The following is a 23,839-nucleotide window of genomic DNA, read 5'->3' as shown; positions in this document are numbered from 1 at the left end:
ACATAATAGTCATTTATAGATAAAAGCTTCCTGATAGAATGGTGGTGTTCCAAAATTATTCGCTATTACCTTGGCGGACGGTAAGAGAAAATATTGCCCTCGCTGTAGACTCGGTAATGAAGGGTATACCCGCCGATGAGCGAAACGCTATTATCGAAAAACATATTGATATGGTGGGTTTGCGTCCCCATGCAGACAAACAACCGGGAATGTTATCAGGTGGACAAAAACAGCGAGTTGCGATCGCCCGCGCCTTAGCAATTCGTCCCAAATTACTCTTGCTAGATGAACCCTTTGGTGCATTGGATGCACTCACACGCGGCAATTTGCAAGAACAACTGATGCAAATCTGCGAAGAAAATCAAGTAACTGCCGTCATGGTTACACATGATGTCGATGAAGCAGTACTATTATCTGACAGAATCGTGATGCTAACCAACGGCCCCGAATCTAAAATCGGTGACATTTTAGAAGTAGATATTCCCAGACCCCGCAAGCGGATGGAAGTAGTAGAACATCCCAGTTACTACAGCTTAATGCAAAACTGGTATTGGTACAGAGTTTGCCGAACTGCGGAACTATCGCACTAGTGACGAAGCCCGGAATCAACTTTAGTAGAGACGCGAAATTAATTTCGCGTCTCTACTAATCACGGTTAATCAACCACAAAATTGTTGTTGGTTAGTGACAATCCAGCAGATAGTTGGGCAAATTTTACCTGAGTAAACCCAGCCGCACTGCCATCTTGGTCAAAATACAGTCCACCTGTAGAATTATCATAAATGAATCGTTGAGCGATCGTCGTTGCAGATGTTCCCAGAGTAAACTGATTAGCTGAGAGTGAACCTATTGACAACCCGCCACCAAAATAAGCAGCCGATACCTGAATGAGTTCATTAGCTGCGTTGAAGTCATAAATAGTAGCAATACCTTCTTCACTGTAACCATTGAAAGCAAAGGTATCAGTTCCATCTCCTCCATAGAGGGTATCATTACCGTTGCCACCTGTCAGAATATCATTGCCATCTCCCCCAAAGAGGAAGTTATCGCCTGTTGAACTTGTAGCATTCAAACTATCGTTACCAGCGCCCCCATTGAGGGTGTTATTACCAGAAGCGAAAAAAGCAGAGAGATAATCATCGCCACCGCCACCGTTGATGGTATTATAGCCTTCTGAGTCTTCAACATCCAAGAAATCATTGCCATCCTCGCCAGAGAGGATGTTATCGCCTCTTGAACGGATAGCACTCAAGGTATCGTCGCCTCCACCACCATTGAGGGTGTTATTGCCTACTGAGCGAGTGTCGGAGCTATTGTAGTAAAAGCCAGAGATGTCAAGAGAATCATTGCCATCACCCCCAGAAAGCAGGTTATAGCCTGGTAAACTACTAGCATTCAATGTATCGTCACCTGCACCACCATTGAGGGTGTTATTGCCTAAAGAGTAGGAGTAATCGTAGGCATCAAAAATGTAAAGATAATCATTGCCATCGCCCCCAGAGAGCAGGTTATTACCTTTTGAACTGCTAGCATTCAATGTATCGTCACCTGCACCACCATTGAGGATGTTATTACCTGTTGAACTGCTAGCACTCAAACTGTCGTTACCAATACCACCATCAAGGATATTATCACCTGCACCACCGTTGAGGGCATCATTTCCCGCACCACCAATGAGAGTATCATTTCCCGCACCACCTCTAAGAATGTCATTACCACTCAAACCGTTGATGATGTCGTCACCTCCTTGACCATTGATGACATCATTGGAGTTGTCAAAACCTGTAATATTGTTGGATAGGTCATTGAGGAAGGTAACAGTATTCTTATTGAACAGGGTAGTTTGAGTGGAATTAGCATCAAACACATCAAAACTGTCGGTGATGCTGGTTTGTCCATCAAACAAGATATTGCCAATAGCAGGTCGTGAAGAAGTTGCTGGCAGATTATCCAGGTTTTCTAATTTGAAGTTTTGCAGAATGACTTTGCTACCAGCAGAACCTTCAAAGGTAATTTCTAAGTTGTTACCATTTTGAGTTAATTGTAGATTTTGAGCAGTGAGGGCAGTGAATTGATCGCCTGTAAATTGCAAGGTATCTGAGGAGGCAATCACGGTTGCTGAGGGATTTGAGCCTTTACCTATGCCACCGAAATCGGTAATAACATCAACGCTGCCGCTAAAGTCGTAAACAAATCTATCATTGCCTGCGCCACCAGTTAGGGTGTTATTACCTCTGCTCCCGGAGAGGGTATCGTTGCCACTGTTCCCCACAATTAAGTCATTGTATTCTGTACCTAAGATATTTAATCGTTCGATATTCTTGTAACTAACCCGATTCGTACCTGCCGTAATTGAGCCAGTGTTAGTAGTGGCATTGTAAGTTGAAGCGATCGCCACAGCAGCATAATTGTAATTGACGGACAACACATCGTCACCCTCACCCCCATCTATGGTATCATTGCCACTAGCGCCCCCAGAGAGGGTATCGTTGCCACTGTTACCCACAATGTTGTCATTGTAACCTGTACCTAAGATATTTAATCGTTCGATATTCTTGTAACTAACCTGATTCGTACCCGCTTTAATTGAACCAATGTTAGTAGTAGGATTGAATGTCGTTGTAATTCCCCCAGTAGTATCATTGTAATTGACGGACAACACATCGTCACCCTCACCCCCATCTATGGTATCATTGCCGCCATAGCCTGTGGAAAGGGTATCGTTGCCACTGTCACCCACAATGTTGTCATTGTAACCTGTACCTGAGATATTTAATCGTTCGATATCCTTGTAATTAACCTGATAGGTGCCGGCCGTAATTGAGCCAGTGTTATTAGTAGGATTGAATGTCGTTGTAATTCCTTCTGTAACACTGACGTAATAACTGTAATCAACGGACAACAAATCGTCACCCTTACCCCCATCTACCGTTTGATTCTCTAAACTTAGATAGAAGGAATCATTGCCATCGTCTCCAAAGAGGAAGTTATTTCCTGTTGAATCCTCAGCCCTCAAGGTATCATCACCAGCACCACCGTTGAGAGTATTATCGCCTGAAGACAAGAATATACCATCGTAGTAAGTGGGAATACTAGAGATATCAAGATAATCATTGCCATCACCACCAGATAGCAGATTATTCCCTGATGAAGCCTCAGCCATCAAGTAATCGTCACCAGCGCCACCGTTGAGAGTGTTATTCCCTGATGAGATAAAATTAGGATCTGCTCTATAAGTAAAAACACCAGAGGTGGTGAGAGTATCATTGCCATCGCCACCAGATAGCAGGTTATTGCCTTTTGGAGACTCAGCATTCAAGTAATCGTCACCAGCGCCACCGTTAAGGGTGTTATTACCTAATGAGGCAGTATAGCCATAGCCATAAGGGTTTATAAAAATGTAAGAGGCGTAGAGAGTATCGTTGCCATCGCCACCAGATAGCAGGTTATTGCCTGATGAAGCCCCAGCATTCAAGTAATCGTCACCAGTGTCACCGTTAAGGATGTTGTTGCCTGTTGAATATTCAACATCCAAGATATCATTGCCCACACCACCAATCAGAGTATTATTCCCTGCACCACCCCGCAAACGGTCATTACCACTTTTGCCGTCAATTTTGTCATCACCTCCCTGACCATTGATGACATCATCTGAGTTATCAAAGCCGTTAACATTATTGTTCAGGTCGTTGAGGAAGGTGACTGTATTTTTGTTAAAGACTGTGCTTTGGGTGGAGTTGGCATTGAAGACATCAAAGCTATCTGTGATACTAGTTTGCCCATTAAACAGGATATTGCCTAAGTTTACTTTGGCTCCTGTAGATGTGCTGAGATTATCCAGATTTTCCAAGGCAAAGTTTTGCAGGATGACTTTAGGACTATATAAAGGAAACGGTTCAAAGCTGATTTCCAGATTGTTGCCCTTCTGAGTCAGCAGTAAATTTTCGGCATTGAGGGAATCATCGTAAGAAAATCTTAACGTGTCTACTTCGGCAATGACTGCTGCCGATGGATTGATGCCTTTACCTATGCCACCAAAATCGCTGATGGTGACGACACCAGAGGAATCGCCTGGTATATCATAAATATCGTTGCCGCCTCCACCAGTCAAGGTGTCGTCGCCACCGCCGTATAGGGTATCGTTACCGTTGGTTCCAATGATACTTGCCATGACTTTTACCTACCTCAATCTATTTTTTTTAGTAACTTAAATTCAGAATCTGCTGTTAGTGCTGTTTTTGGGCACAAACAACTCGCCGAAATTTGACGTTTTCGGCATACTTTATCACTCACCCTTGAGGATCGGAATATTTCTCGAAAATTTGCCCATATAATGGCTTGTACGTAGTACTGAATCTAACTATCTCCAACTATCTAAGCCTTAAGCGCTGTACAAACTAATGAGGGTATGCATTCAAGGTATTTGGTTATTTTGGGTTAAATAAATTATCTTTGTTCAGTAGAAATCACTGAATAAACAACAAAAAGTCTTCTAATTGAATGCCTAAAAATTACCGTTCATATTTAGTTTTTTGCCAGTGCCTAAGTCCTACTAGCTTAAAAGTAAGATAGAGATTTTTATGCCCTCCTTGTGGGCTATGTTCCGTGAGTATCTAGCTTGAACATAGAGAACATCTTAATAGCCCTCAGAATAACTACATAGTCAATATCTTACTTAAATGTCTGTGCTGAATCAGCATTTTTACACAAGCTTCATATTATTGACCAATCAATGTATATACGAATACTGAGCTTTGTATATTCTTTATATTCTTCTAATTTTTAATGCCTACCGAGGGCTACATTTACACCGATAATATTATCTGTGCAATAATTGCGATCGCTGACCAAAACGACTTCCATTGAGCAATAGGAATGCAATATGCTAAAAATAGCACCTCGCAAACCGTACCTGTTGGCGATCGAAGAGCGCTAATTCCGATTAAACAACCACAAAATTGTTGTTGCTTAGTGACAATCCAGCAGATATTTGTGCAAATTTTACCTGAGTAAACCCAGATGCACTGCCATCTGGGTCAAATAACAATGCACCTGTAGTGCTATTGTAAATAAATCGCTCTTCGTTAGTAATTGCAGATGTTCCGACGGTAAACTGAATTTTCTGAAGTGAACCTATTAATAACCACCCACCAAAACCAGTCTCTGATACTTGAATAAGTTCATTTGTGGCATTGAAGTCATAAAGACTATCGACACCTTCTTGTTAACAAATACCTTGCTTCTTCTGTTGCTGCTGAGTGCTACACCCAACATAGCAACTACCAGGGTTCCCAAAACAGTTGTCGGTTGAGGAACCGCAGATGATTTAATCTGATTCGGACTCGAATCGAGCAATTGACTATTGTCAATGAGTATTCGTTCGCTTTTAGCGTCTCGTAGAGAGCGTCATTACGAATTAGTAATTGTAAATGCTCACCCCGCCAGCCGATACACAATCACTTTTCCTTTCCAATTTTCTTCCACAAATACCAGATACTCACCATTTGAACGACGAAAAGCGCGGATACCATAGGGTATATCAATCCAGCCACTTTCGCTACCAACTTCTGGGCCTGGTTTTAACTGTTGTACTTGCGCTCCCGTCTTGGCATTATATACATATACCTCTGCGGTTTTGACTGTCACGGCAAATACACGATCTCCCGCCACACTTATGGCCGCTGTAGATACTTCACGTTTCCCGGTGGTGTCGTAGGGAATCACAGTTCGCCACTTGGGAGTACGATTTCCTTTACTCCAATTGTCAAAACGGGCAATCTCAGATCCAGCAACTCCAGTATCATCACCGAATGCGGGGCGATCTACTGTGAAGCCTGACAAATACATAGTATCTGTTTCGGGGAAATATTCGATTCGCCGGAAGTCGTTAAATATGTTGGGAGTTGTTTGCTTTTCCACCGAACTATAGTTGTAGATGGGATTGCCTTTAGCATCTATTCCCTGTAAAGGATAGTGGCGAATGCCATTTTCTGTTCGCAAAGCTTTCCAAACATCTCCTTTGCTGTCTACCCACCAGCCGCCGACATAGGGATAATCTTTGCTGGTATCATATTCATTCTTTTCAAATTTGCCATTACCGTTGCGATCGCGCCAGATCCATTCCCCTTTTTGTGGTTGATTCGGCGGCCAATTTCCAGCGAGAAATGGTTTGTCTGCGCCATTGCTACCGACAAACATTCCGGCTGGGATAGCGATTTTACCATCTGTGGCTGGATTAAAACGATATATTTGCAGGAAGCTGTTATACATATCTGTGAGGAACAAAAACGGCTTCCCTTTGATGCGGCGAACAAATGTTCCATCTGGCGATGTATGCAAACGTGGATCTTGAGGATATTTGAAAGGATTTAAGGTGTAGGCTTTGTAAGTCCATTGCTTACCAGCAGGCTGACTGTAATCCATGAGATAGTGTTCTTGTTTGGTGAATAAATCTACACCATCTGTTTTAGGATCGGCATCTGCATTATCGACGAATATCAATCCCAGCGATCGCCATATTAGTTTTCCCGATGGCGAAAATTTCCGCAAATCTGTTCCCGATTTGTTGAAACCATTACTATTTATATAGATATTACCTGAAGCATCTGCACCAACTCCGGTAAGCCCGTAAAGCTTCAAATCTCGAACTTCACCCGCAACTTCTGTATAGATACCACCCTTAGAGCCAAAACTACCCGTCTGCACTGGCCGATCTTTGATGTCATAAATCAACATTTGCTGACGCGGGCCATTTTCTGCCACTAACAGCTTACCTTGACGATCGATTGCGATCGCAGTTGGTTCAACGATATCTGCAATCTGTTGAGGCAATTGCTTTCCACTCTGGGAATAATGTAAAATCTTGGCAGGATTACTACCATTTTTACTTTGAATAATCCACAGATTTTTTTGTGAATCAATAGTTATTGCTCCCGGATTGTTAATAGTAAAGCTGCGTAATTCCTTCATCGTCTCAGTATCGTAGACACGAATGTGGTTAGCAGCAAAATCGCTCACATACAACTCACTTCCTACAGTTGCTAATCCAGTGACTTCACTTTTAGTACTGCTAATTAACATACTTTTATCCCAGCCACGCCCTTCAGGAAACGGTGCAGGTTTTCCCGATAAATCATAGCGTCTAACGCAGTGCCAAGCTGTTCCTTCAGGGGGATAATCTTCATCGGTTTTGCCCTTCGATCCCTGAGTCATGGCAAGGTAAATATATTTACTATTTGCGGTTACAGCTATGCCACCTCCACGACTCCAACCGTGAGTATCCCCAATAGCACCAATAACCTTACCATCTTTATATATAGCTGCCTCCATTCCCGCCTCATCCCAATGGCTGTTGGTATAAACTGTGCCATCAGGTGCAACATACATTGCCTCAATATTATTTTGTACCCGCAGATTTCCACTGCCAATAGTGTTACCTATCCATGATGTTTTGTAGGTAAGCCTGGGTGTTTCAATATTGTTTTGTACCAGCAGATTTGTACTGTCAATAGAATTACTTGTCCACGATATTTTGTATGGAAGCGTCGGTGTTTCCGTTGTTGCCCAGTCCGTTGTAATTCCAAGGGTAGTAACAATAAATCCAACAGTCAAGCTGAGTAAAAAATTGAAAGTTTTACTTCTTGGAAAATATCTAAAATTAGATAAGTTTTTGATATGCTGATTAAGTTTGCAACGAAGTTTTCCTAACTTCGTCATTAATTTATTTATCATATAGTTTTTCAGCTTTTAATTATTTATATACAATCATTTTTTGGGAAATCAGTAAAAAATATAATTATTATAAATGAACGATGATTTTACACTATCTTTATAAAAATCCTTTGATTATTTAATTTTTCAGACAATATCTCTAAAACCTTCCTGGAGGTATTAATAGCTACTGATTAGTAACCAAAAATAGTAAATATTAATACATGATATTTCTATAATTGTTAACTTATAGTGAATTTTGGCTCTCTCTATCTAGCATTTACCTTTGTTAATTGACAAGTATCATATATATCATAATCAGTGTTGTGTAGTTAATAAAAACACAAGGTTTTATCCCTTGTTGACGTTGACATATAAATAGTTTATAAATTGGTGTTCTATATAAAAATCTTCTTGCGAATGTGGATTCAATCCGGTTCTGGAAATTATAGTAATTAATATTTTGAATATTTTCTAGGGGCTTACATTTGTACATACCTACTGTTTTTATATATTTATAGGAGACATATTAGTGAAAAATAAACCAGAAAATTTTGCCTCATCGCCTGCATCTATCCTTACTTTGGGATTAGGCTGGTTTCCCAAAAACCCCGGAGGATTAGAAAGGTATATTTATGAATTAACTCATAAATTAGCAGCCAATAAAGACCAGGTTGAATTATGCGGAGTTGGTCTACCAGAGGCTGAAATCAATTCGCCAATTATGCTGACTAACTTAGCTTCTCCCGATAGTCCTATTTGGCAAAGATTATGGTCGATCAGAAGTAATTTCCAGAAAACAAGAACAAGCAAACCAGATGCTATTAATCTGCACTTTGCATTATATAGTTTTCCTCTTTTAGATATTTTGCCAAAGGGTGTACCAGTTACTTTTAATTTTCATGGCCCTTGGGCTTCTGAGAGTCAGCAAGAGGTAGTTAATAAAAATCTTAGTCTTTTGATCAAACACTGGCTAATAGAACAAAACACTTATAATCGCTGCGATCGCTTCATTGTTCTGAGCAAAGCATTTGGTAAAATTCTACATGAGAAATATCAAGTACCGTGGAGCAAAATTAATGTTATTCCTGGTGGAGTTGATATTGATTGGTTTCAACCAAATTTATCACCCCAAGAGGCTTGTAAACAACTAGGCTGGCCAAATAATCGCCGGATAATATTTACATCCCGCCGTTTAGTACATCGAACAGGAGTTGACAAATTATTGCAGGCTTTGGCTATAATTAAGCCCAGAATACCAGACGTTTGGCTAGCGATCGCAGGTCGCGGTCACATCCAAGCCGCACTCCAACAACAGGCTACAGAATTAGGACTAAATGACAACGTTAAATTTTTAGGTTTTCTCCCTGATGAGCAATTACCTATAGCTTATCAAGCTGCGGAATTGACTATAATGCCTAGTCAATCTTTTGAAGGATTTGGATTAGTAATAGTTGAATCTCTAGCCTGTGGTACTCCTGTTTTATGTACACCAGTCGGGGGAATGCCAGAAATTTTATCAGAATTTTCACCCGATTTAATTACTACTTCAATAGAAGCCTCAGCTATTGCTGAAAAATTAGAACAAGCGCTTTTGGGAAACATCCCCATACCTTCACGTTCGGACTGTCGCCATTACGCCACCACACACTACGACTGGAATCAAATCGCCCAACAAGTACGGAATGTTTTATTAGCTTAAACTAGAGACGCAAAACTCTGCATCTCTATATTGTATTATAAGGAAGTTTTATGAGAATTTTTTTCTTAGACCAAAGTGGGAAACCAGGTGGTGCAGAATTGTGTTTAATAGATATTGCTAAACCATATTCCCATCATGCTTTAGTAGGTTTATTTGCAGATGGGCCATTTAAAGATTTACTACAGCAAAATCATATCCCAGTAGAAGTTCTTGCAACTCAAGCAATCCCAGTTCGTAAAGAAAGTAGTTTGGTGCAAGGATTAAAGAGTTTGGGACAACTTGCACCTTTGATTACTAAGGTAATTAAAAAAGCACGTGAATACGATTTAATTTATGCCAACACCCAAAAGGCATTAGTTGTTGGAGCATTAGCAAGTTTTTTTAGTCGTCGTCCTCTAGTTTATCATTTACATGATATTCTTTCCACAGAACATTTTAGCCAAACTAATCTTCGCATTGCTATTAACTTAGCTAATCGTTTTGCCTCATTAGTAATTGCTAATTCCCAAGCTAGTAAAATAGCCTTTATCCAAGCAGGAGGATGCTCAGATATAATCGAAGTTGTCTATAACGGCTTCGATCCAAAAAATTATCAAACTGATGAATATGACATTAGTAAATTGCAGGAAAAGTTAGGATTGGAAGGTAAATTTGTCGTCGGACACTTTAGCCGTCTTGCACCTTGGAAAGGACAGCACATTTTAATTGATGCCCTTGCCAAATGTCCGCAAGAGGTGATAGCTATTTTAGTGGGTGATGCCCTGTTTGGCGAACAAGATTACGTCCAGAAGTTACACCAACAAGTTGCCGAACTGGGACTAGAAAACCGCGTTAAATTTTTAGGATTTCGTTCCGATATTCCCCAGTTAATGGCAGCTTGTAACTTGGTGGCACATACCTCTACTTCCCCCGAACCCTTTGGTAGAGTGATTGTAGAGGCAATGTTATGTGGAAAACCTGTAGTTGCAGCAAAAGCTGGGGGTGTAATGGAATTGGTGGAACACGGGCTTAATGGTTTTTTGGTGACACCAGGAGAACCCCAGGAACTTGCACAAGTAATTATCACCTGTCTTCAGGAGACGGAAATAACTGCAACTATAGCTAATAATGCCAAGACTACTGCTAGTCGGCGTTTTGATGTTGCAACTATTAATCAGCAAATTGCCCAACTGTTGTCTCACAGATTCTAGTACACTGTGGCAGAAGTAGGGGATTTTGGCCAAGATCCCCTACAAATAATTTGGGATAATTTGTTTTTTGGAAGCCCCTTATCTTACATTGTCTGGTTAAATAATATGAGTTGTTGAGCGATCGCTAATCTTGCTCTCAACTTAGCTACACTAAATTAGCTACGCAGATATTCTAAGCGATCGCATTAAGCCGCTTCCCGCAATTGTGGTTGTGACGACACACTCACCTCTGGAAACGAAAGCGAGAGCTGTTCTGCTTGAGGGACTGCGGCTTGCTGCAAAACTTGAACTTCGATATTCACGCTCACCAAATAACTGCCTGTATCAGCACCAACCGCTTCAGCAATTAATTTTGCAATGTCTGGGCGTTTGGCAGTTAAAGGGTCGCGTAAAATACACCGATCCCATTCATGTTTGGCAGTCGGATTGAGGTTGAGAATGTAATGCTTCATCATCGAACTAACCCTTGAATCCATCTTCTGGAAGGTTTTCACACAGCCGTTAGGCATTTCATTAGGCTTTGTGGACGCTATATCTATTATAGTATATTTGTACTAAAGTTGGTCAATATCTGAGTGAGAAAGTAGAGTAGATAGACTCTTCATCGCAGCGCACAGGTGTACATTAGCCATATTTCTGTGCTACATCCCATTATTTTAGGGGCGCGAAGAATCGAAGTGCGATACCGATGGCCGGCAAAGCCACGCGCAGCATTTCGTAGAGAGCGTCATTTTGAATTTTGAATTTTGAATTTTGAATTGTTAACTATTCCCTTTTTCTGCAATTTGGTGGCGCGTTTAAATCCCTAATCCCAGAAAATCTGCCCATAGGTAATTCTAATAAAAAAATATTGCAATTAAGCTTACAAAGTAACGCATAATTTTATACAAATGGCTATATGGTAAATCTCTATATAATTGACCTATTTGTGATTGGTCTACTTCTGCTGATGGTAACATTAGGGTCAGGCTGGATTGCTCGCCTACCTCTTTCCTTTGCCATTATCTACCTAATAGTTGGTATTTTTCTAGGCCCTTATGGCTTAGGACTGATTCAATTACGTCGAGATGAAGTTTTCAACGCTGAACTGCTGGAAAAAATAACAGAACTTGTAGTAATTATTTCTGTCTTTAGCTGCGGCTTAAGAATTGTTCGTCCTCTAAGGTTGGGCATTTGGGATATTACAGTGCGATTGATTGTATTTCTGATGCCAATTTCAATTTTTGCCCTGGCTGTTGTGGGTAAATTATTTTTAGGAATGAATTGGGGAGAAGCAATTTTATTAGGAGCAATTCTTGCACCTACAGATCCAGTATTAGCATCAGAAGTACAACTGACCGATACAAACGACCAAGATGAGTTGAGATTTGGTTTAACTTCTGAAGGTGGGTTAAATGATGCTTTAGCTTTTCCCTTCGTTTATTTTGGTCTTCATGCGTTAAAAGATGATAATTGGGGGAACTGGTTTAAACAGTGGATTGCGGTTGATTTAATTTGGGCGATCGCAGTTGGCATTATTATGGGAATTGTCGTTGCCAAATCTATAGTTTGGATTGAAAAGAAAGTTCAAAAACGCCGTGCTGCTGATAAGTTAATGGAAGATTTTATTGCTATCAGCACAATTCTAATAACTTATTCTTTAACAGAAATGGTTCATGGCTATGGATTTTTGGCAGTATTTGTTGCTGGATTAGTTGTCCAACGAAGTTACAGCAATCCTGAAAAACCACTAGCACAATTAGAATTTGTTGAACAAGTTGAAAAGCTGCTGGAAGTTGGAACAATTTTAGTATTGGGTTCAATATTGTTATTGCAACCAATGCTCAATTATGCTATGCAATCTTTGTTGGTAGTAATTTTGTTATTATTCCTAATCCGACCTGTAGGAGTTTGGATTAGCACAATAGGTAAGCGCCCTCTAGACTCACACCGCCGAACCTTTCATCCAGGAACTCGTTGGTTATTTGGATGGTTTGGTATTCGCGGTGTCGGCTCATTATATTATCTCGCCTATGCTTTTGGTAATGGCTTAAAAGGTGAAGCTGCCGAAAAAATTGCTTGGATAACTTACACCACTATCGTAGCTTCTGTGATTATACATGGCACCAGTGCAACTCCATTAATGAAGTGGTATGAGCGCAATTTTGCTAATCAGAAAAAATCTACTCCTCCAGCCACAATTGATGAATTTGAATAAAAGTAATTTTTGTAGAGTGTGTTATGCCGAAGGCTAACGCACCTTAAATTGTTGATGGTGCGTTACGCTAAAGCGACAACGCACCCTACAATTTAATTTTCTAAACCTGTGTACTCCAAACCAGAGAAAGGCTTTGAATCTTACTCCCCAACGCAACGCTAGTAAGGAAGTGCTTGGTGGTTAGGATTCTCTATTTACCTGTTACCTTTTCAATAACTTCTTTTGCTTTCTCACCAAAACTTTCTGGAGGATTTTGTTCTTTCTCAGCCTTCAAATTTCTTTCGTAAGTCTTCTCTATAGTATTAAGATTTTTGGAATCTTTTATTGCTTGCTCATAAGCTTCTTCTCGTTCTTCTTCTTGAACGCCAACACCTGGATCGTATTCGTTTGCACGATTAATTTTTTCTTCAGAATTTGGTTTATACTCTGGAGGTACTAGCTTCAATTCTTCAAGTGTAGTTGCATAACTAGCTTGCTGAACGAAAATAAATGAACCTGACAAGCTGATGGAAACCATCAAGCAAACAACTAAAAAGCTTGAACATAACGCTTGTTTTAAAGTTAATAGAATTTTTTGCATGGAAAAACCCTCCTAGTTTTCTCTTATAAGCCTTGGTCATGTATAAATACATTCAAAATTTAAGGCTCACAGGCATCCTAAGTGTTTAGGTACAGTTCTTCCTTCTACCGCAAGGTATATTAATTTTTACCTATAGTTCAGTTAATGTAATCTGAACGTTTTAGAATCTATACCCATAAATAAAGGCGGGCAAGATGCCCACCCCACAAGATTGGGTAATTTATTTGTTGAAAATCCCTTATAACCAACTATGATTAATTTTAATTCCTCGACTTTGCATTACTTCTTCAAATAAATCTGTTGGGAGTGCTTCTTCCACAGCAAAAACACCTGGTTTGTTGAGTTTACCTTCTAGGAGTAATTGGGCAATACTACCTGTGCCACAACCAGAAGCTATCGCTGTATTTTCATGCACTACAGTTGAACAATAAACGGCAGTTTGACCATTTTTTTGTCCTGTAACTTCTGAACGAACTGCTACCCCAATTCCACTAAAGTTATTAGTGACATCTGTCATTGAATGGCTAACATGAGATAGAAATTCAATCATGTAACGACGCTGCATTAACCATTTAGGAAAAACGTGTGCTGCAATCCAAGTTAGGTGATTGTAAAAATCGGGAATAGAGCCAAACTTAGTAATTACAGTTTTTACTGATGGGAAAGCTTTGGGTAGTGTAAAGGTTTCTGGCATATCAAACCAGTAAACTCCACTGCGTTGATATGGAGGTGGAAACTCAACTATTTCTCTTTCACTATAAGGCTTAATTATTTCCCATTTTCCATCTATCCAAGCCTCAAAAGGATACTGCAACCCCAGAAAAGTTGTCCGCATCACTGTAATGCCAGCACCACCAGAACCAGACACCAAATAACTTAAATGGATCTTTTCTGGTTTATCAAATTGTTCAACACCTTGACGTACCATGCTATTAGAAATACCAGGAAAAATCCCAGTATTAATAATTGCCATCACACCAGCAGCAGCAGCTTGTTCGTGATAATTGAGAGCTTTTATGGTATAAGAACGATGGTCGCTGACATCTACATAATTAACGCCTTGAGAAATACAGGTTTCGAGAACATTAGTATCTCGATAGTGAAATGGCCCAGCACAATGAATGACTAAGTTAGAGTTTGCGATCGCATCTCGCAATTTGTCAACTTCTGCCAAGTCCAATACCAAAAACTGTACTTGTCCGCCTGAAGACAAGCTAACAGCCTTGCCAAATTCCGCAGAACGTCCAGTAATCGTAATTTGAGCTTGCGTATGGGTAGCTAGATCCTGAGCAACACTACTACCAATCCGCCCCCGTCCACCAAGAATTAAAACTCTGTCTGTCATTACTCCAGATTGGCAACACTAACCTTATTTCATCAGTTTTGTGTCCTGTTTGCCATCGGTTACAAGTATGACTTGCCTGCTAAGGAAGGAGGACTTTTCGATTATTGGTAATTAAGAAGTTTTTGCGCCTCAATTTGCCTGACTACCGTTAGCGCCGAATAACTCACTCCAGCCGTACCTTCGCCGGGATGGGTGGAATCACCAACCAACCACAAATGCTGAATTGGTGTCCGATTGGCGAACCCAAAGGGGCCAAAGGTGGGTATTCTTTGACCTATACCGCCAACTATACCGCGATCGCGGGCTGTGAAATGGGCAAAGGTACGGGGTGTTGCGGCTTCTTGATGAATAATCGTTTCTGGTTTGAGATAGAAATATTGGGCAAGACGAGCGATCGCTTCTTGGGTAAACTTTTCTTTTAGTCGTTCATAATCTTCAGTCTGCCACCACTGTGCAGGATCGACAAATGAAGAAGCAATAATTGTCGCTTTCCCCTGCGGTGCGCGGCCGTCTCCAGGATGACTAACGGAAACAAATAGGGAATTATTCTCGCCAATGGGGCCATCAGCATCATACAAAAATTGCAAGTGGGGAGGACACCCAATTGGAATGGCGCTAGCATCTACACCCAAATACACCACAAACGCACCCGATGCTTGGGGTAGTTTTTCCACCCGGTTTTTATATCCAGATGGCGCTTGTTCTCCCAATAATTGCACCAAGTTTTGCACGGTGACGTTGCTAACTATGTGGTCTGCGACTTCTGTCCAGACTTCGCCAGTTTTCTGATTTTTAATGACTACAGCAGTAGCTTTGCTGTTTTCTACTTTGATTTTTTCTACAGTGTGGCGCATCAATAATTTGCCGCCATCTCTTTCTAAAGATTGTACCAAGCGATCGCTTAATACTTGCATACTTCCCTGGAGGTGAAACAATCCTTGGGGAAGTTGGGATACACTCAACGCTGTGGCGGCATAAAGTAATGCTGTATTCTCTGCATCCACCTGGGAGTATAGCTTCAGTTGCAAATCTAAAAAAGTCCTCAATCGCTGGTCATTTCCCAGTCCACATAAGCGTAAAGCATCTCCTACCGTAAACAAAGTGAAGGGTACGGTAATTAATGTACTGGGACGCACCGCTTGCGTTAGCTGCCACAAATCCCATAAATTACGGGGTGGTAGCACTGGGTCGCGTCCTTGAAATTCCCAACTGGCATTAAACAAAGTTGCCATCAATTGCCAAAACGGTTCGCTACCGGGGAACTGTTTTTGTCGTTCCTCTTGCCATTTCTCTTGGTCGCGCCAAACGTTAATCGGGGTGGTTTCTCCAGGTAAATATACTGCACAAGCAGGATCGCAAGGCGTTGCTTCTGGTAAATCTATTGACAATTCTGAGAAAATGCGGTGGTGAATTCCCCCTGCTTCCAACCCCGCCACCTGAGTTGCTCCCACATCAAAGGTAAATCCCTGGCGTTTAAACGTCGAAGCACAACCTCCTGGTACGAGAGCTTGATCTAAAATTAAGACGCTGTAACCTCTATGAGCTAATAATGCTCCAGCAGTCAGTCCACCTATTCCCGCACCGATGACGACAATATGAGAGTTACTTTTGTCAAGAGAAATGCTGGACATTGGTTAGTTTGTTTAAGATTCTTAATATATTTTATTTATAATTTTACCTTAATCTCTGAGCGTAGGCGTAGCCCGCCGCAGGCATCGCAGATAAAAGGGCGGTTAGAAACCGCGTCTACACAACCCAAACCTACCTGTGCCGTGTACACACAAGTCATCAAATTACCTAAAACAAAAGAAAAACCTCACCCTGTCCTATCGGACATCCCTCTCCTTACTAAGGCTACGGTGTACACACAAGTCTTTGAGAGTGGCCTCATAGGCTTTTGATCCCCCCAACCCCCCTTAAAAAGGGGGGCAAAAGTCTCTTAAAGTCCCCCTTTTTAAGGGGGATTTAGGGGGATCTCCAACGATTTTGGGTTTCTACAGAGANTGTGTGTACACCGTAGCCTTACTAAGGAGAGGGACAGGTTTTGCGTAGCATAACCAGGGTGAGATATCTCAGGGGTTACGCGATAAATCTTGACACGCTACCCTAAACCCAAAAAATTTGAAATCAACGGTAACAGATTGCTGCACTGTTCAACCAACTTTGTGGCACTGGGTAAACTAGAAATTGTTCCTTTTAAAATCTTTATTGCCGTTTTCGCCGCCTTTTGCATCGCCCCTTCTTGAGGACTTTTCCCGGCTTCTGCTAAGGCTTTTACCTGTTCTAATGCCTCAGCTTTATCTTCTTGAGGTAAATTTGTATCAGCTTCAATTGCTGCTTGTAATTGCGTCAACAATTCCTTAATTCCCGGTTTATCTGGTTCGGGAGATGCTGGTAACTCGTTGATGGTATTTGTTACTGTACCGCTAATATCACCTAAATTTAAAGCTTGTCCACTGGCATTAAAATCTCTGCCTACACTGCCAATTTCAATTTTGCGGCTGGCATCATTGCTGTTAGTCATATTTTTATTCTCTACTTTATTGTCAACTTGAACATTAATTGGTTTACTCGCTAATAATTTTACAATCTCTGCCATATCTCCACTTTGTTGGCGATAAACGACTATTTGCTCATCTTTAGCTTGTAATTGTGCTTTATATTTTTCTTCTACAGCTTGCAGTGCCAGTTGATAATTTTGTGTAAAATCGCTATGAATCTTTTCTTTATCAGCACTATCAGGCACACCAACTTTAACGACTACTACGCCATCACCTTTATTTTCAATACTCTGTAGAGCTAATTCTGTGTCTTCATTTTGATTTTTTACTGTTTGGAAGGCGCTAACAAAAGCTTTCCAGTCGATACCATCGCGGAAAATCAAATCAACAGTATTTAAAACCTTTTCAAAGAGTTTAGTAAATTCTCCTGGTTGAAAGTCGCCACTACTGGGACGGCGTTCGCGGTCGTCTGTTTCAGGCTTGGGATGCTCTAAAAGATAGATAAAGCGACAATCTATATTATCTAATTTGGTTGTACTTTCAATATTCCACGCTTCGACACAAGCACCTGTCATTTGGGCGATGGTGAAGTTAGTACCTACAGCTTGAGCTAAAGTTAGGTTTGCCCGCTCTAAACAAGCGCCTTGGAAGGTGGCTTCTGTAATATCAACATCTTTTAGATTCGCTTCTTTTAAATCTGCACCTATCAGGTTAGCGCCTTTCAGGTTTGCACCAGCATAAGATTTTCCTCGACCATTACCAGTGACGAGTAATTTTATAACAGCTAATTTAGTTAATATGGTGTCGTCAACTCTGGCAAAGTCAAGTTTTTTTGCTTCATAAAAACGGGTGCGTGTTAGGTTTGCTTTTCTAAAATCTGTGTTTTTCAGGGTTGCACCAGTAAAATCAGCATCGGTTAAATCGGCATTGCGGAAGCTAGTTCCACCTGTCGCAGCAAAGGCGAGAGCTAATGAGCGAATCCAAGCATCTTTTTCATCTCCCATTAAACTACGCCAGCCAATGTAAGCGCTAAATAATGTAAAGGCTCCGGCGAAGGCTCCGGCTCCGGCTCTGGCTACGGCGAAGGCGAAGGCGAAGGCTGCGGCGAAAGCTCCGGCTACGGCGAAAGCTCCGGCGAAGGCTGCGGCGAAGGCGAAGGCGAAGGCTCCGGCTCCGGCTATGGCTCCGGCTCCGGCGAAGGCTCCGGCTATGGCGAAGGCTCCGGCTACGGCTCCGGCTCCGGCTCCGGCTCCGGCGAAGGCTACTAAACCTACTGTTAGACTCTTACGAATGGTAATAATAAAAAAAACCAGTATCACAATTAGGGAAACTATCCCGATGATGACGTTTTGAGTGCTTTTGATATCAAAAATATATGCGACCAATACACCATCTAAGATTGAGAAAAACCCTGATATTCCCGATAGCAGCCATGAGGCTATAAGCAACCCAATAGTCCAACGTCGCTGTAGTCCAGCGTTAAGCTGTTGCGTATTTAATTTGTATATGCGATGCGGGCAAGATGCCCGCACTACAATAATTTTACGTTTTCGTACTATACAATTTAGATGCACATCAGCTTACCACCTGTGAAGTCAGCCTCTTTAAGAATCGCGTTGGTAAAGTTTGCTCCTCTAATATCTGCCTTGCTAAAGTTTGCCCCAGTCAGGTTTTGACCTTTAAAAGAGCGACCTCGAAGATTTTGACCGGAGTAGTCTGGCGGCATAATCACTAATTCGTAATTCGTAATTCGTAATTCGTAATTTAGAAAGTCAGATTAAATCTGGGTTTGGGGGTTTAAATCTGTTGATAGATTTTAGAGAATTGGCATCACTGAGATTTTATACAAGTTTGCTGTGCAATATTCCCGATTTGGTGAAATTTTCATCAATATTGCAACTATAGCGGTCTATCTCATAACGGGAGCAACTTCAGAACTTATGCGAGCGGTCTACCTTATAATACTACTCACTAAGAGTAGTAAAGCTTATAAAGGTGCTTAGAGGTTGTTTGAAAAGTAGTTAACTGTGATTTTAGGCACTTGTTGATCCCCCCTAACCCCCCTTAAAAAGGGGGGAACCGGAATTAAAGTCCCCCTTTTTAAGGGGGATTTAGGGGGATCTAGAACGTTTTGCTACTAACAAGAGGACTTTTCAAACATCCTCTTAGACACGGCCTGTCTTAAATATCGCTTGACCGATACTTTTAAGAATTTGTAATATTTCATACACCTCTCTAGCAGAGGTAAACAGGGCAAAGACCCGTGAGAGTTCGTATTGAGGAGTAGGTGTTTGCCTCAATTTAATAAATAAAATATCGTCCCCGTTAGTCAACATCCCAAAGACAGGTTTATCAGGTTGAGGGTTAGCCATCAAATAAGCTAGTGCTTGTGGCAAAGCTGACCAAACCGAAAGCGTAGTTTTTTTAGACTTTAACACCATCACCCACAACTGATTTTGCAGCACTAGAACGTCAATCCGTCCACGCAGTACTTCTTCTCCATCATTCAGCACTAACTCTACTGATGACTCGGCGGCAATTTTAAAGGGAGGATCGTAAAATCCTGCTAGTGCAAGCAAGGGAGATACCACTAACAACATCACTGTCCCCTCTAACAAATCACCTTCGCCACGATGATATAGATATCTGCGCCGCAGTACATCCAGTGAGGTTTTTTCAGCTTCAGTAATTTGAGGTAATCCCTCAAACCACTCCGGGAAAAACTGCTCGTCTTCAATGCGGACTAAACCAAATCGAGTATGGGCATCTGTTAAGCTGGTAATCGCTTCTGTAATTGCTGCTGTCTGTGTCATAGCTTTTGATTTTAGTCTTGCTTCCTATCTATATAAGCCATCAAAATAGCCAAGCCTTGACTAGCATAATTTTTTCTTTTGGCGATCGCAGCTACTCAACTACTTTTATATATAGTGTGAGATTATTCAATTTTTTATTTCACTAGAACTACTACAATTACTATTGATGCTAGATAATGGGAAGGCTTTGACATTTTCTTCCCAATCTAGCCCGGAAACAATAACTAAGACTTATGCGAACTCATTATTGCGGCGAACTCCGAAAAGAACATATTGGAGAAACTGTTACCTTTTACGGATGGGTAGACCGTCGCCGCGATCACGGTGGTGTGATATTTTTAGATTTACGCGATCGCTCTGGAATTGTCCAAATCGTCAGCGATCCGCAACGCACCCCAGATTCTTACGAACAGGCGAACGCCCTGCGAAATGAATATGTTGTCGAAATCACTGGTAGGGTAACGCACCGTCCCGAAGAATCGCTGAATACCCGCATCCCCACAGGCGAGGTAGAAATCTATGCCGATAAAATTCAACTCCTGAATGCTGTCCGCAAACAGTTACCTTTCCAAGTTTCCGTAGTTGATACCGAGACAGTGCGCGAAGACTTGCGGCTAAAATATCGTTATTTGGATTTGCGACGCGATCGCATGGCGCAAAATTTGCAACTGCGTCATCAAATTGTTAAAGCCATGCGGCGTTATTTGGAAGATTTGGAAGGTTTTATTGAAGTCGAAACCCCAATACTTACCCGTTCTACCCCAGAAGGGGCGCGGGATTATGTTCTACCCAGTCGCGTCAATCCTGGTGAGTGGTATGCTTTGCCGCAATCACCCCAGCTATTTAAACAATTGCTGATGGTATCCGGTTTAGATAGATATTATCAGATTGCGCGTTGCTTTCGTGACGAGGATTTACGCGCCGACAGACAACCAGAATTTACTCAGTTGGACATGGAAATGAGCTTCATGTCCCAAGAAGAAATTATCGAACTGAATGAAAACTTAGTTTGCCATATCTTCAAAACCGTTAAAGGAATTGAGTTACAGCGCCCTTTCCCCCGCCTCACTTACGCTGAGGGGATGGAACGCTACGGGAGTGATAAACCAGATACCCGCTATGGTTTGGAATTAGTTGATGTCTCAGATATTGTCAAAGAGTCTGGTTTCAAAGTCTTTCGGGATACTGTTACCAATGGTGGTATCGTCAAAATTCTACCGATTCCTAACGGTAACGATGTAATTTCTAACGTCCGTATTAAACCAGGTGGCGATTTATTCAAAGAAGCCAGCGAAGCCGGTGCTAGAGGTTTAGCTTATATCCGTGTTAGGGATGATGGCGAAATTGATACTATTGGGGCGATTAAAGACAACCTCAGCATTGAACAAAAACAAGAAATTTTGCGGCGTACAGGTGCAAAAGCTGGACATTTGCTGTTGTTTGGGGCAGGGGAAGCTGGTACAGTTAATAAAACATTAGATAGATTACGGCAAGCGATCGCTAAAGAGTTTGATTTAATCGATCCAGAAAAAATCAACTTGCTGTGGATTACAGATTTCCCCATGTTCGAGTGGAATGCTGATGAAAAACGTTTAGAAGCACTCCACCACCCATTCACAGCACCCCATCCTGATGATTTGAGTGATTTAAAAACAGCACGCGCCCAAGCTTACGACTTGATACTCAACGGCGTAGAAGTTGGCGGCGGAAGTCTGCGAATTTATCAGCGAGAAATTCAACAGCAGGTGTTTGAAGCGATCGGTTTATCTCCTGAAGAAGCACAAAGTAAATTTGGTTTTCTCTTGGAAGCATTTGAATATGGTACACCGCCGCATGGTGGCATCGCCTACGGTTTAGATCGTTTGGTAATGTTGCTAGCTGGAGAAGAATCCATTCGAGATGTCATTGCTTTTCCGAAGACACAACAAGCGCGTTGTTTGTTAACAGATGCACCTTCGAGTGTAGATGCAAAACAGTTGAAAGAATTGCACGTTGCTTCGACTTATAAACCAAAGTCTTAAATAAAGCGCAAGGGTAGTACAGAAAGTGAAAGTAAGCCTTTATGGGTCAGTTTCTCTCTAACTCTGAAGAACCCCACCCCGCCGCAAGCGAAGAGGGGAGTATGATGTACCTCGTATGATTAGACATCTAGGGTGCGTTACGGATTTCATCCTAACGCACCCTACAATACTTATTTTTTTCACCATTCAAATCGCAATCCGGTTCGGTTAACGTGTTCGTCTCTCGAATATCCCCCCAACCCCTTAAAAAGGGGGGCTTTTTCTAATCTTTACCCCCTTAAAAAGGGGGTCGCCGCAGGCGGGGGGATCTTATCCGAACCGTATTGATTCAAATCGGATTCCTACATTAGTTAAATATACTATGTACTGAAAAAACACCTTTTTTGGGAATGCTGCTGAGAAAGCGTTCTCGAATTGAGTCTAATTTATAGTCACAAATTAAACTTAATATACCCAGTAAAACTGGTATGATAACTATGTTTGTAGGTAGATTAATTCCGATTAGCAACAACGCTATAATTGTCAATCCGAGCGTAAAATTTTGACAAAAGTTTTTGACTTTATTTATCAAAACTAAAGATTGCCGACAACTAGGGCAATGCTTTGTATGTCTGTGCCAGATATCGTATAATTCCTCATCGCTTAATTCTTGAAAAGGTGCTTCTGCTACTCCCTGCCATGCAGGTTTACCACCGCCAAACTCATCTAACCATTTGCGAAAAGTAACGATGCCAACGTCAGCTATTGAAGGCATAAAATATGACTTTTGCCAAGTTTTATCGATCGCAGATTCGTTAACAGCTTGGGAGTGCATCATTGATAAATCTTGGTTACTCAACTTATAACTAGATGAATGTTTTAACCCAGTTTGTAAATATTTGGGTAGAAGCTCAAACCAAAAATTACGTTTTTGTGGAAGGCTATCAGCAATGAACTTACCAATTTGCTTACATGAACCTGATTTTGTGGGCACAAAATATAACTGAAATAAAGCAGATTTACCGTTAGAATATTTGTAGATTGTTGTATTAGAACAAGGTGGACTGAACTTCCGAGTCGCATCCATATCTTTGTTAAAAATATTGTAACCAGAATGCTTTAAAGTAAAACCATCTTCAGCAGATATTTCTCCCAATACTTCAAAATGTTCTATAGGGATAGCTCGTTCCGGTGAAAATCCAGCAATTCCTTCATGCAAAAATTGGGCATGAGAAGGGTCAAAACTACTTTCAACAGAGACAGTGTAACCAACAGGAACTTCTGACATAAACCAATCGGTCAACGAGCTATCAAGTTGAGATTCTGGCATCAGGGCAGGTTGCTTTGAAGTGCTATCTTCAAAAGCAGTAGGACTATTATCTGCCCAGATCCATAGTAATTCTTGTAGCACTTGAGTCGGGTATGTTGTTACTTGCGATCGCTCGCTATTACAGGCAACTTTTAAAGCCTTTTCATCACTCAGCATGGGAATATTTGTACATTTTCCTGCCCCATCAAAACACCAACCATGATGACGACACATTAGGTTTCCATTTTCATTGATACTTCCTAAAGATAACTGCGCCAATTTATGGGGACAAGTATCATCCATCACTACCCAATTTTGATGTTTGTCTCTCCAAATTACCAGCTTTTTTCCAAGCAAAGTAATGGGGGTCGGATAAGAGGGTTCTAGATAGCTGAGGGGAGTTATTGGATACCACTGTTTAGTCCAGGAGAAGTTATTTACCATCAAATTCGCTAATGTATTCAACTTTTTTAATTAGGATTGCGATCGCCT

14 protein-coding genes and 2 pseudogenes are annotated in these 23,839 nt (G+C 41.3%); 6 read left to right on the top strand and 10 right to left on the bottom strand.

The genetic code is table 11. The features are described from left to right. Positions 1 to 29: 29 nt before the first annotated feature. Positions 30 to 557 (top strand): annotated as a pseudogene (locus CDG79_RS15215) (nitrate ABC transporter ATP-binding protein); the annotation flags it as partial. Between the two features lie 98 nt (positions 558 to 655). On the opposite strand, the gene CDG79_RS15210 reads toward CDG79_RS15215, so the two are convergent. Next, the gene (locus CDG79_RS15210; protein WP_094342868.1) at positions 656 to 4,171 is read right to left on the bottom strand and encodes a beta strand repeat-containing protein; all 3,516 of its coding nucleotides are present in this window, start codon (positions 4,169 to 4,171) and stop codon (positions 656 to 658) included. Positions 4,172 to 4,875: 704 nt separating this feature from the next. Here CDG79_RS15210 and CDG79_RS42410 point away from each other — a divergent pair. Further along, positions 4,876 to 5,013 (top strand): hypothetical protein, encoded by a 138-nt coding sequence (locus CDG79_RS42410; RefSeq protein ID WP_189525011.1) that lies wholly within the window; start codon positions 4,876 to 4,878, stop codon positions 5,011 to 5,013. A 420-nt stretch (positions 5,014 to 5,433) separates the two neighbouring features. On the opposite strand, the gene CDG79_RS15205 is transcribed toward CDG79_RS42410, so the two are convergent. Next, positions 5,434 to 7,731 (bottom strand): hypothetical protein, encoded by a 2,298-nt coding sequence (locus CDG79_RS15205; protein ID WP_094342867.1) that lies wholly within the window; start codon positions 7,729 to 7,731, stop codon positions 5,434 to 5,436. 511 nt (positions 7,732 to 8,242) lie between these two features. Here CDG79_RS15205 and CDG79_RS15200 point away from each other — a divergent pair. Together CDG79_RS15200 and CDG79_RS15195 are read left to right on the top strand one after the other, a co-directional pair. Continuing rightward, positions 8,243 to 9,412, top strand: coding sequence for a glycosyltransferase family 4 protein (locus CDG79_RS15200; protein WP_094342866.1), 1,170 nt, complete (start codon positions 8,243 to 8,245; stop codon positions 9,410 to 9,412). 50 nt (positions 9,413 to 9,462) lie between these two features. After that, complete coding sequence (locus CDG79_RS15195) at positions 9,463 to 10,602, top strand: glycosyltransferase family 4 protein (protein WP_094342865.1); 1,140 nt, start codon at positions 9,463 to 9,465, stop codon at positions 10,600 to 10,602. A 185-nt stretch (positions 10,603 to 10,787) separates the two neighbouring features. Here the strand turns inward: CDG79_RS15195 and CDG79_RS15190 are convergent, their stop codons facing one another. After that, on the bottom strand, positions 10,788 to 11,057 hold the full coding sequence (locus CDG79_RS15190; RefSeq protein ID WP_094330359.1) for a hypothetical protein: 270 nt from the start codon (positions 11,055 to 11,057) through the stop codon (positions 10,788 to 10,790). A 443-nt stretch (positions 11,058 to 11,500) separates the two neighbouring features. Here CDG79_RS15190 and CDG79_RS15185 point away from each other — a divergent pair, with 443 nt between their 5' ends. Beyond that, complete coding sequence (locus CDG79_RS15185) at positions 11,501 to 12,799, top strand: cation:proton antiporter (RefSeq protein WP_094342864.1); 1,299 nt, start codon at positions 11,501 to 11,503, stop codon at positions 12,797 to 12,799. 190 nt (positions 12,800 to 12,989) lie between these two features. Here the strand turns inward: CDG79_RS15185 and CDG79_RS15180 are convergent, their stop codons facing one another. From CDG79_RS15180 to CDG79_RS15160, 6 genes and pseudogenes are all read right to left on the bottom strand, one after another. Then, the gene (locus CDG79_RS15180; RefSeq protein WP_094342863.1) at positions 12,990 to 13,379 is read right to left on the bottom strand and encodes a hypothetical protein; all 390 of its coding nucleotides are present in this window, start codon (positions 13,377 to 13,379) and stop codon (positions 12,990 to 12,992) included. 238 nt (positions 13,380 to 13,617) lie between these two features. Next, positions 13,618 to 14,724 carry a saccharopine dehydrogenase family protein gene (locus CDG79_RS15175; protein ID WP_094342862.1) on the bottom strand — a complete coding sequence of 369 codons (1,107 nt, stop codon included), beginning with the start codon at positions 14,722 to 14,724 and terminating at the stop codon, positions 13,618 to 13,620. Positions 14,725 to 14,825: 101 nt separating this feature from the next. Further along, on the bottom strand, positions 14,826 to 16,355 hold the full coding sequence (crtD, locus tag CDG79_RS15170; protein ID WP_094342861.1) for a C-3',4' desaturase CrtD: 1,530 nt from the start codon (positions 16,353 to 16,355) through the stop codon (positions 14,826 to 14,828). Positions 16,356 to 16,390: 35 nt separating this feature from the next. Continuing rightward, complete coding sequence (locus tag CDG79_RS44840) at positions 16,391 to 16,513, bottom strand: hypothetical protein (protein ID WP_262985802.1); 123 nt, start codon at positions 16,511 to 16,513, stop codon at positions 16,391 to 16,393. A 312-nt stretch (positions 16,514 to 16,825) separates the two neighbouring features. Beyond that, a pseudogene (locus CDG79_RS15165) lies at positions 16,826 to 18,951 on the bottom strand (pentapeptide repeat-containing protein). A gap of 439 nt (positions 18,952 to 19,390) precedes the next feature. Continuing rightward, the gene (locus CDG79_RS15160) at positions 19,391 to 20,038 is read right to left on the bottom strand and encodes a type I restriction endonuclease subunit R (protein WP_094342860.1); all 648 of its coding nucleotides are present in this window, start codon (positions 20,036 to 20,038) and stop codon (positions 19,391 to 19,393) included. 233 nt (positions 20,039 to 20,271) lie between these two features. On the opposite strand from CDG79_RS15160, the gene aspS reads away from it, so the two are divergent. Further along, positions 20,272 to 22,059 carry an aspartate--tRNA ligase gene (aspS, locus tag CDG79_RS15155; RefSeq protein ID WP_094342859.1) on the top strand — a complete coding sequence of 596 codons (1,788 nt, stop codon included), beginning with the start codon at positions 20,272 to 20,274 and terminating at the stop codon, positions 22,057 to 22,059. A gap of 346 nt (positions 22,060 to 22,405) precedes the next feature. Here the strand turns inward: aspS and CDG79_RS15150 are convergent, their stop codons facing one another. Next, on the bottom strand, positions 22,406 to 23,791 hold the full coding sequence (locus tag CDG79_RS15150; protein WP_094342858.1) for an aromatic ring-hydroxylating dioxygenase subunit alpha: 1,386 nt from the start codon (positions 23,789 to 23,791) through the stop codon (positions 22,406 to 22,408). Between the last annotated feature and the right edge of the window lie 48 nt (positions 23,792 to 23,839).

It is taken from the genome of Nostoc sp. 'Peltigera membranacea cyanobiont' 232 (assembly GCF_002245985.1).
In the GTDB taxonomy this organism is placed as follows: domain Bacteria; phylum Cyanobacteriota; class Cyanobacteriia; order Cyanobacteriales; family Nostocaceae; genus Nostoc.
Note: the sequence above shows the minus strand (reverse complement) of the source record. Positions and strands in the feature narration are given on the sequence as shown.